Genomic DNA, 13430 nt, shown 5'->3' with positions numbered 1-13430 from the left:
ACCTGACGATCGCCCCATGCTCCGCTCCGCCGCCATCACCCAGGGGGTCCAGCGCTCACCCAATCGCGCCATGCTGCGCGCCGTGGGCTTCGGCGACGGCGACTTCAGCAAGCCGATCATCGGCATCGCCAACGCCTACAGCACCATCACCCCGTGCAACCTGGGACTGAACGACCTGGCCCGGCGTGCCGAGGAGGCCGCTCACCAGGCCGGTGCCATGCCCCAGATGTTCGGCACGATCACGGTGAGTGACGGCATCTCCATGGGCACCGAGGGGATGAAGTACTCCCTGGTGAGCCGGGAGGTGATCGCCGACTCGATCGAAACCGCATGCAACGGCCAGAGCATGGACGCCCTGCTGGCGATCGGCGGCTGCGACAAGAACATGCCCGGCGCCATGCTGGCCATGGCCCGCATGAACATTCCCTCCATCTTTGTGTATGGAGGCACGATCAAGCCCGGAAAGCTTGGCGCCTGCGACCTCACGGTGGTGAGCGCCTTCGAGGCGGTGGGTCAGTACAGCGGCGGCCAGATCGACGAGCAGCAGCTCACCGCCATCGAGAAGAACGCCTGCCCCGGCGCCGGCAGCTGCGGCGGCATGTTCACCGCCAACACGATGAGCGCCGCCTTCGAGGTGATGGGCCTGAGCCTGCCCTACAGCTCCACCATGGCCGCTGAGGACCCCGAGAAGGCCGACAGCGCCGCCCGCAGCGCCGAGGTGCTCGCCGAAGCTATCCAGGCCGACATCCGCCCCCGCGATCTGCTCACCCGCGAGGCGTTCGAGAACGCCATCAGCGTGATCATGGCGGTGGGCGGCTCCACCAACTCGGTGCTGCACCTGCTGGCGGTGGCCCGCACCGCCGGGGTGGAACTGGCGATCGAGGATTTCGAGCGCATCCGCCAGCGGGTGCCGGTGATCTGCGACCTCAAGCCCAGCGGCCGCTACGTGACGGTGGATCTGCATCGGGCCGGCGGCATCCCCCAGGTGATGAAGCTGCTGCTCGATGCCGGCCTGCTGCACGGTGACTGCCGCACGATCGAGGGCAGGACCCTGCGCGAGGTGCTCGCCGAGGTGCCCTCCGAGCCTCCCGCCGATCAGGACGTGATCCGGCCCCTCAGCAACCCCCTCTACGCCAAGGGGCACCTGGCGATCCTCAAGGGCAACCTGGCCGAGGAGGGCGCGGTGGCCAAGATCAGCGGCGTCAAGAACCCGGGGATCACCGGCCCGGCCCGGGTGTTCGAGAGCGAGGAGACCTGCCTGGCCGCCATCCTCGACAAGCGCATCAAGCCCGGGGATGTGGTGGTGGTGCGCCAGGAGGGCCCGGTGGGTGGCCCCGGCATGCGCGAGATGCTCAGCCCCACCGCCGCGATCGTGGGCCAGGGGCTCCTGGATTCGGTGGCGCTGATCACTGACGGCCGCTTCTCCGGCGGCTCCTTCGGCCTGGTGGTGGGCCACGTGGCCCCCGAGGCCGCCGTGGGGGGCACCATCGGCCTGGTGCAGGAGGGCGACAGCATCACCGTGGATGCCAACCAGTTGCTGATCCAGCTGAATGTGCCGGACGAGGAGATCGCCCGCCGCCGCGCCGCCTGGGTGAAGCCCGAGCCCCGCTACCGCACCGGTGTGCTGGGCAAGTACGCGCGCCTGGTGAGCAGCAGCAGCAAGGGGGCCGTGACCGACCAGCCGGAGCTCTGAGGCCTGCCTCAGAGCGAAGAGAGGCTGCTGCTCAGGCCCGCCGCGCAGCACCTGGGGGCTGCGGGCCGGGCCTGGGGACAGATGCGGCCGGCGGCACCGGCGGCGTGCGCATCCACTCGGCTGCGCGGAAGGGGGCGTAGGGGGAGGCGACGACCGGCATGGGACGGGAAGGCATGGGACGCGGCGGCGAGAAACTGACTCCAGTACGCCTGTACTAGCCCCGGTAGTACGGGTGTGTCAACCGGCCGAGCGCCGCCGCCGCCATCACTCCAGTGGCGTCACTCCACCGCCAGCAGGGCCCGCAGGCGGCGGCTGAAGGCTTCCAGCGGCAGCCCATCGGCGGGCCGTTCGCGGCGCTCGCCGGACTCCCCATCCAGCCACACCGGATGGCGGCCATGCCACAGCAGGGGTGCCTGCTCCTCGGCCACGCGGCTGAGCATCAGGTTGAGCTCCGCGCCGCTGCGGTAGATCTCCAGCTCCAGATCGTGCTGAGGCTGACGCACCCCTTCACCATCGCGCGCTTCGAGCCGCAGCGTGCAGTCCAGGGGAATCAGGGCCGCATCCCCGCCAGGCTCATGTTCAGCGCTGCAGGGCTCGCTCCGCCGCACGGCATGGCGCCAGGGCGGGAGGCAGAGGTCCGCAACCCGGGCCAGCTGCTCCAGCGACAGGCTGAGCATCTCGGCCATGGCGCGCTCAGGCCACCGCCTCGATCCGGCGGATCACCAGCCGCAGCGGCCCGGCCCGGAAGCCCGGGTTGGGGCCGCCGCTGTCGTTGAACCTGGAGTGCAGGATCTGCAGTCGCCTGATCCGGCGCGGATCGAAACGCAGGGGCAGCCCCAGGGGGCGCGCCCGCACGCTGGCGGTGAGCCGCTGGAAGGGCAGCACCACCCGGGTGGTGCCGCTGGGTTCGGTGCCGAACTCAGCCACCCAGCGCAGTCCGCCGGGGATGAGCTCCGCCGCTCCGGTCACCCGGTCGGCGCAGGCGATCGCCAGCTTGTAGCGGCGGCCGTCGCCGTCCAGTTCCAGGGCCAGTCCGCGGTAGGCGGAGAGATCGAGCGGCGGCACGAAGTCGGGCGAGCGGCAGCTCACGAAGCCGCCACCCTCCGCCACCACCTGCGCCTCCATCACCAGTCCGTCGGAGCCGGCGCTGCACCACCCGGAGCTGCGTCCCCCCATGATCACGTCGTTGAGGGTGCTCCAGCCGCTGAAACCGGCTCCAGCCACGATCTCCAGCCCGTCCCCCGGCTGGGGCATGGTGCCCTGCTCGGCCTGCATCGCGCTCAGGCCTCCAGACCTTCAGCCGCAGCCCGGTCAGCGAACACCAGCACCTCGGCGGCCGGCCGCACCAGCCGGGCCGGTGTGCGCTCCACGGATTCGGCGGCGTCGAGCAGGCGGCCCAGCGCCTCGCACTTGTCCGCCCCACTCACCAGAAACACCACCCTGCGGGCGGCGGAGAGCACCGGCGCTGTGAGGGTGATGCGCGGCAGCCCCTTGCCCTCACTCACGGTCACGGTCTGGTCCGTCACCGCGGTCGCCGCGGTACCCGGGAAGAGCGAGGCGGTGTGGCCGTCCTCCCCCAGGCCGAGGAGCACCAGATCCAGCACGGGCGGATGCTCGCCGCAGAGCTTGGCGAGGGTCTGGGCGTAGGCCCGTGCCCCCTCCGCCGGGCTGGCCAGGTGGGTGGGCACCGGGTGCAGCCGGGCCTCTCGACCCGGGCCGCCGGCCATCAGCGTCTCGCGCAGCAGACGGGCGTTGCTGGCCTCAGCCTCCACCGGCACCCAGCGCTCGTCGCCGAGCAGCAGATCCACCCGCTCCCAGGGAAGATGCTCCTGGCCCAGCTGGCGGTAAGTGGCCGCGGGCGTGCGGCCGCCGGCCAGGGCGATCTGACAGCGGTCCCGTTCGGCCAGGGCCAGGTCGATGGCCGAGGCGATCGTCTCGGAGCAGCGGCGGGCCATGGCCTCCGGGGACGCGACCACCTCCAGGCGGTACCGGGCAGCGGAGGGTGATGGGGAGTCGATGGTGGTCATGGCGAGACTCAGCTCAACCATTCAGTGTGGAACGTGCCCGGCCGGTCGACCCGCTCGTAGGTGTGGGAGCCGAAGCAGTCGCGCATGGCCTGCACCAGGTTCTGGGGCAGGCGGCCGCTGCGGTAGCTGTCGATGTAGTCGAGGGTGCTGGAGAGGCAGGGCACCGGGATGCCGGCCAGGGCGGCACCGGCCACAACCTGGCGCAGGCCGGGAAGACAGCGGTTGATCAGGGCTGCGAACCAGGGATCGAGCATCAGGTTCGCCAGCTGCGGGCTGGCGTTGTAGGCGTCCTGGATCCGCTGCAGCAGGCGGGCCCGGATGATGCAGCCCCCCTTCCAGATCTGGCCGATGGCGGCCAGGTCGAGGTTGTAGTCATGCAGCCGGGACGCCTCCTGCATCAGGGCCATGCCCTGGCCGTAGCTCACCACACAGGCGGCGATGCAGGCGTCCCGCAGGGGCGCCATGGCATCGGCGGGCGTGCCCAGGTCGAAGGAGTGGCTGGCGGGCGGCGGTATCACCGCACCGGCCCGCAGCCGTTCCTCCCGCAGGGAACTCATCACCCGGGCGTTGAGGGCGGCGTAGATGGTGGGCACCGGCACCCCCATCTCCAGGGCGCTCACCACGGTCCACAGGCCCGTGCCCTTCTGGCCCGCGGCATCCACGATCCGCTCCACCAGGTCGCCGCCGTCGTCGGGGTCCTTGGTGCGCAGGCACACCTCGGTGATCTCCACCAGATAGGAGGCCAGCTCCTCGGCCTCGTTCCACTGCGCCAGCACGGCGGCCATCTGGTCGCCGTTGAGGCCGGCGACGCGCTTCATCAGGTCGTAGGCCTCGGCCAGGATCTGTTCGATCCCGTATTCGATGCCGTTGTGCACGGTCTTCACGAAGTGGCCGGCACCGCCGGGGCCGATGTAGGTCACACAGGGACCGTCCTCGACCTGGGCGGCCATCTTGCGCACCAGGGGTTCGATCGCGTCGTAGGCGGCGCGGGTACCGCCGGGCATCATGCTCGGCCCCTCCAGCGCCCCCTTGGCACCGCCGGAGACGCCCATGCCGATGTAGCCGAAGCTGCGGCTCTCCAGCTCCTTCACCCGGCGCTCGGTGTCGGTGTAGAGCGAATTGCCGCCGTCGATGAGCAGATCGCCCTCCTCCAGCAGCGGTGAGATCGTGGCGATCATGGCGTCCACGGGCTCACCCGCCTTCACCATCATCAGAATCCGGCGCGGCCGCTCCAGGGCGGCCACGAACTCCTCGAGGGTGCGGGCACCGCTGATGTCCCTGCCGGCACCCCGGCCGGCGAGAAAGGCTTCCGTCTTGGCCCAGGTGCGGTTGTAGACGACGCTGGAGAAGCCGTTGCGCTCAGCGTTGAGCACCAGGTTCTCGCCCATCACACCCAGGCCGATCAGGCCGAAATGTGCCGTTCCCATGCAATGCGCGTGTGTTGTTCCGTCAGTGTGAACAACTGCTGTCGGCAACGTCCAGATCCGTCACAACATGGGCGGCCATGTCATGAATCCAGAACAGGTGACGGCTCGCGACGGGGGCCGCCGACCGACGGGAGCTGGCCGTGAAAGGTGGCCGTGAGAGATGGCCGTTGCCGGAAGATGCTGCCCGGAAACCGCGCTGGCTGATTGAGGGATCTCAGATCACGGTTCCGTCAGCAATCGTGCCGTTCTTCACCACCACGACAATGCCGTTGCGGATGTAGAAGTTCAGCTCCGGACGGTCAGCTTCTTCGACACGGTCCTTGTTGGTGATCGTCACGTTCCGGCCAATGCGCACGTTCTTGTCCACGATCGCTCCCTTGATCGTGGTGCCTCGCCCGATGCCGACGGGTGTTCCGCCCCGTTCCCGCAGCAGGGCCCGTTCCTCGGAGGATTCGAAATAGTCCGATCCCATCACCAGCGTGTCCTGGAGCACCACTTCATCCTCCACGCGGGAGCGCACCCCGAGCACGCAGCGGTGAATGCTGCAGGCCTTCAGCAATGACCCCTCGCCAATGATTGATTCGGTGACCTGGGCATCCTGCAGCTTGCTGGGCGGCAGATAGCGAGGACGCGTGTAGATTGGGAACTTCTCGTCGTAGAAGGAAAATGGTGGATTGGGCTGCTGGGTCAGAGCGAGATTGGCCTCATAGAATGCACCGATCGTACCGATGTCTTCCCAGTAGTCGTTGAAGAGATAGCTCTGCAGACGATCACCACGCTCCAGCGCGATCGGGATGATCTCCTTACCGAAATCCGTGGCGGCCGGGTTGGAATTGAGGAGGTCGAAGAGGGTGTCGCGGCTGAAGACATAGATACCCATGGAGGCCAGGTGGGGCCTCTGCTGAGCTTCTTCGGCAGACAGACCCAGACTCTGGGTGTCCACCCGCATCGCCTCCAGGGCTTCACCCTTGGGCTTCTCCCTGAATTCCTGGATGCGACCACTGGAATCGGTGCGCATCAGTCCGAAACCCTCGGCCTGCTGGGGATCCACCGGCAGGGCCCCCACCGAGAGCTGGGCGCCGCTGTCGATGTGGTGCTGCACGAAACGGCTGTAATCCATCCGGTAGAGCTGGTCGCCGGAGAGGATCAGCACATGGTCCACGTCCCATTCCTGGAACAGCCACTGGTACTTGCGCACGGCATCGGCCGTGCCCTCGAACCAGCTGGGACTGTCGGGGGTCTGCTGAGCAGCCAGCACCTCCACGAAACCCTGGCCGAAGCCGGCCGAGAGGTTGTAGGTCATCGTCAGATGACGATTGAGCGAAGCGCTGTTGAACTGCGTCAACACGTAGATCTTGTTGATCTCGGAGTTGATGCAGTTGCTGATGGGAATATCGATCAACCTGTACTTGCCGGCCAGGGGAACGGCCGGCTTGGCCCGCATCTTGGTGAGCGGATAGAGGCGCGTGCCCGCTCCACCGCCGAGGATGATCGCAAGTACCCGTTTCATGCCAGCCGTCCCCGTTGTTGGGCTGCGGCGACCGTAGGGGAAGGCCCGGTCATCAGGCCAGGGGGGAGGGGGGCGAGGGGCACGAACTGTTGCAGGCAGCACAGCGGTGATCCCATCAACCGGGATCAGTCGGACTGTACGGGGTCATGGAGTTCGAACAGCTCCTCGAGCACCCGCATCGCCGTGTGGCGGTGCGGACGGGGCTGCGGCGCCCGGATGTTGGTGACCGGGGTGTGCAGGATCTTGTTGATGATGCCCTTGCTGAGGGCCTCCACCACCTTGCGCTCCCGGGCCGAGAGGTCCGGTCCCATGCGGCTGAGGGCCTTCTGCAGTTCCTGTTCGCGGATGTCCTCCAGCAGGCGGCGCAGCCGGTTCACCACCGGCACCGCCTCAAGGCCGTCCCACCACTCCAGAAACAGGCGCGCTTCCTCCTCCAGCAGGGCTTCGGCCTCGGCGGCCATCTCCCGGCGTGCCTCCTGGTTGCGGGCCACCACCTCCTGGAGGTCGTCCACGTCAAAGGCCTGCACTCCGGGGAGCGAGGCGGTGTCTGCGGCGATGTTGCGGGGCACGCCGATGTCCACGAGCATCAGCGAGCTGCGCCGGTTGAGCCCCGAGAGGCGCTCGGCGCTGATGATCGGGTCCTCGGCGCCGGTGCTGGTGAACACCAGCGAACAGGTGCTCAGGCAGTGGTCCAGATCCTCCAGGGGGCGGCACTGCACGGGCAGGTCGGGGAAATCGGCGGCCAGCAGTTCCGCCTTGCTGAGGGTGCGGTTGAGCAGCACCACGCCCCGGCAGCCCTTGGCCTGCAGGTGCTGGAGCAGCAGCCTGGCCATGCGGCCTGCACCCACGACGGCCACCTGCTCCTGATCGAGCGGCACCATCTCGTCCTGGCCGCGGGCCTGGCCCACCTTGAGCTGGGCGAGCTCCACCGCCGCCGAGCTGATCGACACGGCGCCGGTGCCGAGCCTGGTTTCGGTGCGCACCCGCTTGCCGGTGCTCACCGCCTGGTTGAGCAGGCGGTTGAGGATCGGACCGAGGGAGCGGTGCTCCTGGCCGAGGCGCACCATCCGCTTCACCTGGGAGAGGATCTGGCCTTCACCAAGCACCAGCGAATCGAGGCCGGCGGCCACCCGCAGCAGGTGCCCTACCGCCTCCTCGTGGTGGTAGGTGAACAGGTGGGGCGAAAGGTCTTCGATCGCCAGGCCGGAGACCTGGCTGAGGAACTGCCCCACCGCGGTGATGCCCTGCTCGGGATGGCGGAGCAGGGTGTAGATCTCCAGCCGGTTGCAGGTGCTGAGGATGGAGGCCTCCAGCACCTGCTCATCACTGCGCAGCCTCTGGAGGGAGTCCTCCATCGTCTGCTCCGGGATGCTGAGCCGCTCCCGGATCTCCACCGGAGCCGTGCGATGGCTCAGTCCGACGACCGCGATGTGCATGGAGGAAACGTGATGGAGCCGGTGAGCTGGCGGGGGTGGGAACCTCAGCGCAGGGAGATGCTCTTGGCGCCCTCCTTGATGTGAACCGTCGTGGTGAAGCGAGCGGTGTTGTCCAGGGTGCTGATCACCAGCGAGCTGGTGCGGGTGCAGTCCGGCTCGAACTTGACGCCGTCGAAGAGCAGGCCGTCGGTGATCCCGGAGGCGGCGAAGACCACGTTCTCGCCGCAGGCCAGTTCCTCGGCTTCGTAGACCCTGTCGGGGTCGCTGATGCCCATCTCGGCCAGGCGGGCCAGGTTGCCCTCGCGGGTGAGCCCCTCCCACTCCTTGGTCTGGGCCACGGCGGGGTCATAGACGAGCTGCCCCTGGAAGTGGCCGCCCAGGGCACGCAGGGCGGCGGCGGAGATCACCCCTTCAGGGGCCGCGCCGATGCCCATCAGGCAGTGGGTGCCGGTGCCGGCGAACCCGCAGGCGATGGCGGCCTGCACGTCGCCGTCGGAGATCGGCTGCACCCGGGCGCCGGTGGCGCGGATCTCGGCGATCAGCCCCTTGTGGCGGGCCCGGTCCATGACCACGATCACCAGATCGCTCTTGGGCACGCCCAGGCACTGGCTGAGAATCTCGATGTTCTCGGTGGCCGACTTGCGGATGTCCACCTTGCCCTTGGCGGCCGGCGGCGCCGCCAGCTTGTTCATGTAGAAGTCGGGTGCGTTGAACAGGCCGCCGCGGTCGGAGGCCGCCAGCACCGCCATGGAGCCGCGCTGGCTGTTGGCGCAGAGGTTGGTGCCCTCGCAGGGGTCGACGGCGAAGTCCACGCCGGGGCCGCTGCCGCTGCCCACTTCCTCACCGATGTAGAGCATGGGCGCTTCGTCGCGCTCGCCCTCGCCGATCACGATCCGGCCCTGCATCTGGATCTGACCCATGCGCTCGCGCATGGCCTCGACCGCAGCGGCGTCGGCTTCGTTCTTGAGGCCCATGCCGGTGAGCTTCGCCGAGGCGATGGCCGCCTGTTCGACGACCTCGAGAATTTCCTGAATGAGGGTGCGATCCACGGTGTACCGGCAGGGGAGAACGATGCAGGCGCAGGGAACGGGCCTCAGAAGCGGTGCTGGGATCGCTGAGTGGATGACCCCTCAGCCCTGAACCCTGACCCCTGCCCCTGCGCTCACTCCCAGGCCTGAAGCGGAGCAACTTTATCAGCGGCTCCGGTCGGCACAGCGCCAGGGAGGCACCGCAGCCCCCTTCCTACAATCACGCCCTCCCATGCCGACATCTCCCATGAGCACGAAGTCCCTGGTCGTGTCCCCGTCGATCCTGTCGGCGGATTTCTCCCGTCTGGGTGAGGACGTGCGCGCCGTGGATCAGGCGGGAGCCGACTGGATCCACGTGGACGTGATGGACGGCCGCTTCGTTCCCAACATCACCATCGGTCCCCTGATCGTCGAGGCCCTGCGGCCCGTCACCAGCAAGCCCCTCGACGTGCACCTGATGATCGTGGAGCCGGAGAAGTACGTGGCCGACTTCGCCCGCGCCGGCGCCGACATCATCTCCGTGCAGGTGGAGGCCTGCCCGCACCTGCACCGCAACCTCGCCCAGATCCGCGACCTCGGCAAGATGGCTGGCGCCGTGCTCAACCCCAGCACCCCGCTGGACACCCTCGAGTACTGCCTCGAGCTCTGCGACCTGGTGCTGGTGATGAGCGTGAACCCCGGCTTCGGCGGGCAGAGCTTCATCGAGAGCCAGGTGGACAAGATCCGCGATCTGCGCCGCATGTGCGACGAGAAGGGTGTGGATCCCTGGATCGAGGTGGACGGCGGCATCAAGCCCGCCAACGCCTGGAAGGTGATCGAGGCCGGTGCCAACGCGATCGTGAGCGGTTCGGGCGTGTTCGGCGCCGGCGACTACGCCGAGGCGATCCGGGGCATCCGGCAAAGCCGGCGCCCCGAACCGGTGGCGGCCTGATCGGCGGATCAGCCCTCGAAGAACCAGCCGTAGCTGTGCAGGCCGATGCCCAGGAGGTTGACGCCGATGTAGCAGACGGCGATCACCACCAGACCGGCACTGGCCAGCAGTGCCGGTCTGCGGCCCTGCCAGCCGCGGATCAGGCGCGTGTGCAGGTAGGCCGCGTACACCAGCCAGCAGATCAGGGCCCAGGTTTCCTTCGGATCCCAGCTCCACCAGCTGCCCCAGGCCTCGTTGGCCCAGACGGCGCCGCTCACCAGGCCCACCGAGAGCAGCAGGAAGCCCACCGTGATGGTGCGGTAGCTGAGCGAATCGAGCTGCTCGGCCATCGTCATCGACACACTGCTGAGCTGCAGCGGGGCAGCCATGGCCCCGGGTCCGTCGCTGGCCAGACGGGCCTGGCGGAAGCCGCCGCTGCCGATCGAGCTGCTGCGCAGCTCCAGGTCCTGGCCCCGGTCGGTGAACAGCACGGCCAGGGAGAGCAGCGAGCCCACCAGCAGGGCGGCGTAGCTCAGCATGATCACGCTCACGTGCATCACAAGCCAGCTGGAGCGCAGGGCGGGCACCAGCGGCGACGCCTCCTGCAGCCGCTCGGGCAGGGCGAAGCTGGCGAAGGCCACGCAGCCCAGAGCTACGGGGGTCGTGGCGGCGGGAACCAGAGGCGAGGGCCAGCTGCGCTCCACCAGCAGCTGCACCAGCGTGCAGCCCCAGGCCAGGAAGCAGAGCGACTCGTAGAGGTTGCTGATGGGGAAGTGGCCGGAGCCTATCCAGCGCAGCACCAGCTGGGCGGTGAGACAGAGATTGGCGGCAGCCACGAGCAGGCGCACGCCGGTGCTGCTGCGACCGCCGCTCACGGACCAGAAGGCCAGCGGCAGAACGGTCAACAGCAGGGCGAAGGCGGTGAGGCCGAGGGCCGTCACCGGGTCATGCAGCAGATCAGGCAAGGTCGGAGGAAGTCCTGCGGCCAGTCTGCCGCTTAGCGGCTGGCCTGACGCAGCAAACCGGCACCGATCAGCAGGAAGATCGCCACCGGCAGCCAGGCGGAGAGCTGGGGGGTGAGGGCGCCGTTCACGCCCATGGCGCTGAAGCTGAAGGCCACCACGTAGTAAGCGAAGATCAACAGCACGCTGAGGCCGAACCCCTGGCTGCGGCTACGCCGGGCATTCGGCCTCACCCCCAGGCAGCTGCCCAGCAGGCCGAACACCAGACAGACCGCCGGGAAGGAGAACTTCTCCTGGATGCGCACGCGCAGCTTGCGGGCGGCCTGGGGGTCGCCCGATTCGCGCAGGAGGCGCTCGGCGGTGCGGGCCTGGCCGATCGTGAGCAGCTCGGCGTCGGTGGGCAGCTTGGCCACCTTCAGGGGCTGGTTGCCGAGCGGATAGAGATAGCGGTCGAAGGTGGCCGAGGTGATGGTCTCGCCGCCCTGCTCGCTCACCACATAGAGCCGGCCGTCCCGGAACTCCCACATCTCCTCCTGCTCATTCCAGCGGCCCTCCTCGGCGGTGAGCATCAGACGTTGACCAGACTGGGAGAGGTCCAGCACCGTCACCTGCTCCATCACCCCCTGGTTCATCCGCTGGGCGTAGAAGAAGTGGGTGAGGGTGCGGTTGCGGCTGCCGTCGGGCTGGGTGACGTTGCCGAAGCGCGAGTAGCTCACGCGCTCCCGGTCCTCCCCGAGCACGGCCTTGCCGATCGCCCGGTCCCGGGTGGCCTCGGCCTGGCGCAGGGTGTGGGGTACCACGGCCTCGTTGAAGGCGAAGGTGAGCAGGGTCATCACCAGCGCCAGCGCCAGGGCAGGAGACACCATCCGCCAGGCGCTCACGCCCACGCTGCGCAGCGCCGTGAGCTCGCTGTTGCCCGACAGCTTGCTGTAGGTGAGCAGACAGGCCATCAGCGTGGCCATCGGGAACGACAGCACCAGGAAGGACGGCAGCTCCAGGACCAGCACCTGCAGCGCGATGCTTACGGGCAGGCCGGACTCGGCGATGCGGCGCACCAGATCGAACACCGCACCCACCGACAGCGACACCGCCGTGAAGGCCCCGATGCCGAACAGCAGCGGACCGACAAGCTCCCCCAGCAGCCAGCGGTCGATCAGCGGCAGCGAGCGCCAGGGGGCCAACAGAGGGCGCAGCAGGCGTTGCACAGCGCTCACAGCCGGAATCCCTCGCCGAGATAGTGCCGCCTCACCAGAGGATCGTGGCCCACTTCGTGGGAGCTGCCCGAGGCCAGGATCGAGCCCTCCGAGAGGATGTAGGCCCGGTCGGTGATGGCCAGGGTCTCGCGCACGTTGTGGTCGGTGATCAGCAGGCCCATGCCGCGCTCTCGCAGGCCGGCGATCAGCTCCTGCAGGTCGGCCACGGCGATGGGGTCAACCCCCGCGAAGGGCTCGTCGAGCAGGAGATAGCGGGGGCCGCTGACGCCCACCGCCAGCGCCCGGGCCACCTCGCAGCGTCGACGTTCCCCGCCGGACAGCTGAAAACCCCGCCGGTGCTGGAAGGGGGTGAGGTGGAACTCGGCGATCAGGCTGTCCAGGCGCTCCCGGCGCAGGGAGCGGGGTGTGCCGCTCTGCTCCAGGGCCAGACGCAGGTTGTCGCGCACGCTCAGCTGCCGGAACACGCTCGGCTCCTGGGGCAGGTAGCCGATCCCGAGACGGGCGCGCTGGGGCATCGGCAGGCGGCCGATCTCCTGTCCGTCCAGCAGCACCTGCCCCGCATCGGGGCGCAGCAGGCCGGTGACGAGGCCGAAGGTGGTGGTCTTGCCGGCACCGTTGGGTCCGAGCAGACCCACCACCTCACCCTGGTCGAGCGCGATCGAGACGCGGTTGACCAGCACCCGGCCGCCGATGGCCAGGAGCACCTCGTCCAGCACCAGCGTCATCGTGCCTCGGGGGAACGCGGTTCCCGCCGTTCCTGGGGCACGGGGAAGCGGCTGAACACCTGGCCGCCGCGCACGGGTTCGGCGATCACCCGCTCCTGGTCCACCAGGTAGGTGATGCGGTCGGCCTGGATCGAGGGGCCGTCCACCTGGATCACATCGACGTCGCCGCTGAGCACCACCCGTCCCTCCCGGGTGAAGTACTGCGCCTGGCGAGCCGTGGCCACCACCCGCCGGTCCGGATAGACGATGCGCACGTTGCCGCTGGCCGTGATCACACCGGTGAGGTTGTCAGCGCGCTGCAGGTCGGACTCGATGGTGACGAGACCGCTGGTGGGGGTCACCACCGGTTCGCCGGCCTGGGCCTGCCTCTGGGCCTCCACCCGCCCGGGCGCCAGGGCCCCCCAGAGCATCAGGCCGACCAGTGCGAGGCCGGCCAGGGGTGGTCTGAGCGGCGGAGGGACAGGGGGCAAGGGGGGCGGAGCGGCGGCCGGGCCGGAG

The 13430-nt window shown here is 68.9% G+C and carries 13 protein-coding genes; 2 read left to right on the top strand and 11 right to left on the bottom strand.

The window, feature by feature from the left end:
- Window positions 1-16 precede the first annotated feature (16 nt).
- Window positions 17-1693 carry a dihydroxy-acid dehydratase gene (ilvD, locus tag KBY90_RS03500; RefSeq protein WP_254967077.1) on the top strand — a complete coding sequence of 559 codons (1677 nt, stop codon included), beginning with the start codon at window positions 17-19 and terminating at the stop codon, window positions 1691-1693.
- 278 nt (window positions 1694-1971) lie between these two features.
- Here the strand turns inward: ilvD and KBY90_RS03495 are convergent, their stop codons facing one another.
- The 7 genes from KBY90_RS03495 to glpX all read right to left on the bottom strand — a co-directional run bounded on the left by KBY90_RS03495 (window position 1972) and on the right by glpX (window position 9142).
- Window positions 1972-2379 carry a hypothetical protein gene (locus KBY90_RS03495; RefSeq protein ID WP_254967076.1) on the bottom strand — a complete coding sequence of 136 codons (408 nt, stop codon included), beginning with the start codon at window positions 2377-2379 and terminating at the stop codon, window positions 1972-1974.
- 7 nt (window positions 2380-2386) lie between these two features.
- A complete protein-coding gene (locus KBY90_RS03490) occupies window positions 2387-2968 on the bottom strand; it encodes a CIA30 family protein (RefSeq protein ID WP_254967075.1) in 582 nt (193 codons plus the stop codon).
- Between the two features lie 5 nt (window positions 2969-2973).
- Window positions 2974-3720 (bottom strand): 6-phosphogluconolactonase, encoded by a 747-nt coding sequence (gene pgl / locus KBY90_RS03485; RefSeq protein ID WP_254967074.1) that lies wholly within the window; start codon window positions 3718-3720, stop codon window positions 2974-2976.
- Window positions 3721-3728: 8 nt separating this feature from the next.
- A complete protein-coding gene (gene gndA / locus KBY90_RS03480; RefSeq protein WP_254967073.1) occupies window positions 3729-5147 on the bottom strand; it encodes an NADP-dependent phosphogluconate dehydrogenase in 1419 nt (472 codons plus the stop codon).
- Window positions 5148-5361: 214 nt separating this feature from the next.
- Window positions 5362-6657 (bottom strand): glucose-1-phosphate adenylyltransferase, encoded by a 1296-nt coding sequence (locus KBY90_RS03475; RefSeq protein ID WP_254967072.1) that lies wholly within the window; start codon window positions 6655-6657, stop codon window positions 5362-5364.
- A 125-nt stretch (window positions 6658-6782) separates the two neighbouring features.
- Window positions 6783-8093, bottom strand: a complete 1311-nt coding sequence (locus tag KBY90_RS03470; RefSeq protein ID WP_254967071.1) for a glutamyl-tRNA reductase — start codon at window positions 8091-8093, stop codon at window positions 6783-6785.
- Between the two features lie 44 nt (window positions 8094-8137).
- On the bottom strand, window positions 8138-9142 hold the full coding sequence (glpX, locus tag KBY90_RS03465) for a class II fructose-bisphosphatase (RefSeq protein WP_254967070.1): 1005 nt from the start codon (window positions 9140-9142) through the stop codon (window positions 8138-8140).
- Window positions 9143-9368: 226 nt separating this feature from the next.
- Between glpX and rpe the strand changes: the two genes are divergently transcribed.
- The gene (gene rpe / locus KBY90_RS03460; RefSeq protein ID WP_254967069.1) at window positions 9369-10052 is read left to right on the top strand and encodes a ribulose-phosphate 3-epimerase; all 684 of its coding nucleotides are present in this window, start codon (window positions 9369-9371) and stop codon (window positions 10050-10052) included.
- Window positions 10053-10060: 8 nt separating this feature from the next.
- On the opposite strand, the gene ccsB is transcribed toward rpe, so the two are convergent.
- From ccsB to KBY90_RS03440, 4 genes are read right to left on the bottom strand one after another with little or no spacing between them, the layout of a single operon-like run.
- Window positions 10061-10996 (bottom strand): c-type cytochrome biogenesis protein CcsB, encoded by a 936-nt coding sequence (gene ccsB, locus KBY90_RS03455; protein WP_254967068.1) that lies wholly within the window; start codon window positions 10994-10996, stop codon window positions 10061-10063.
- A 32-nt stretch (window positions 10997-11028) separates the two neighbouring features.
- On the bottom strand, window positions 11029-12174 hold the full coding sequence (locus KBY90_RS03450; RefSeq protein ID WP_254967067.1) for an LptF/LptG family permease: 1146 nt from the start codon (window positions 12172-12174) through the stop codon (window positions 11029-11031).
- 29 nt (window positions 12175-12203) lie between these two features.
- Complete coding sequence (lptB, locus tag KBY90_RS03445; protein ID WP_254967066.1) at window positions 12204-12932, bottom strand: LPS export ABC transporter ATP-binding protein; 729 nt, start codon at window positions 12930-12932, stop codon at window positions 12204-12206.
- Entirely contained in the window at window positions 12929-13402 is a 474-nt protein-coding gene (locus KBY90_RS03440; RefSeq protein WP_254967065.1) for a hypothetical protein, read from the bottom strand. Before KBY90_RS03440 ends, lptB begins: the two co-directional genes overlap by 4 nt.
- Window positions 13403-13430: the final 28 nt, after the last annotated feature.

This window comes from Cyanobium sp. CH-040, from assembly GCF_024346135.1.
Classification (GTDB): Bacteria; Cyanobacteriota; Cyanobacteriia; order PCC-6307; family Cyanobiaceae; genus NIES-981.
Note: the sequence above shows the minus strand (reverse complement) of the source record. Positions and strands in the feature narration are given on the sequence as shown.

Bases quoted from the DNA above. Each gene is read 5' to 3' on its own strand.
- ilvD (WP_254967077.1), top strand. From the start codon at position 17: ATGCTCCGCTCCGCCGCCATCACCCAGGGGGTCCAGCGCTCACCCAAT.
- KBY90_RS03495 (WP_254967076.1), bottom strand. From the start codon at position 2,379: ATGGCCGAGATGCTCAGCCTGTCGCTGGAGCAGCTGGCCCGGGTTGCG.
- KBY90_RS03490 (WP_254967075.1), bottom strand. From the start codon at position 2,968: ATGCAGGCCGAGCAGGGCACCATGCCCCAGCCGGGGGACGGGCTGGAG.
- pgl (WP_254967074.1), bottom strand. From the start codon at position 3,720: ATGACCACCATCGACTCCCCATCACCCTCCGCTGCCCGGTACCGCCTG.
- gndA (WP_254967073.1), bottom strand. From the start codon at position 5,147: ATGGGAACGGCACATTTCGGCCTGATCGGCCTGGGTGTGATGGGCGAG.
- KBY90_RS03475 (WP_254967072.1), bottom strand. From the start codon at position 6,657: ATGAAACGGGTACTTGCGATCATCCTCGGCGGTGGAGCGGGCACGCGC.
- KBY90_RS03470 (WP_254967071.1), bottom strand. From the start codon at position 8,093: ATGCACATCGCGGTCGTCGGACTGAGCCATCGCACGGCTCCGGTGGAG.
- rpe (WP_254967069.1), top strand. From the start codon at position 9,369: ATGAGCACGAAGTCCCTGGTCGTGTCCCCGTCGATCCTGTCGGCGGAT.
- lptB (WP_254967066.1), bottom strand. From the start codon at position 12,932: ATGACGCTGGTGCTGGACGAGGTGCTCCTGGCCATCGGCGGCCGGGTG.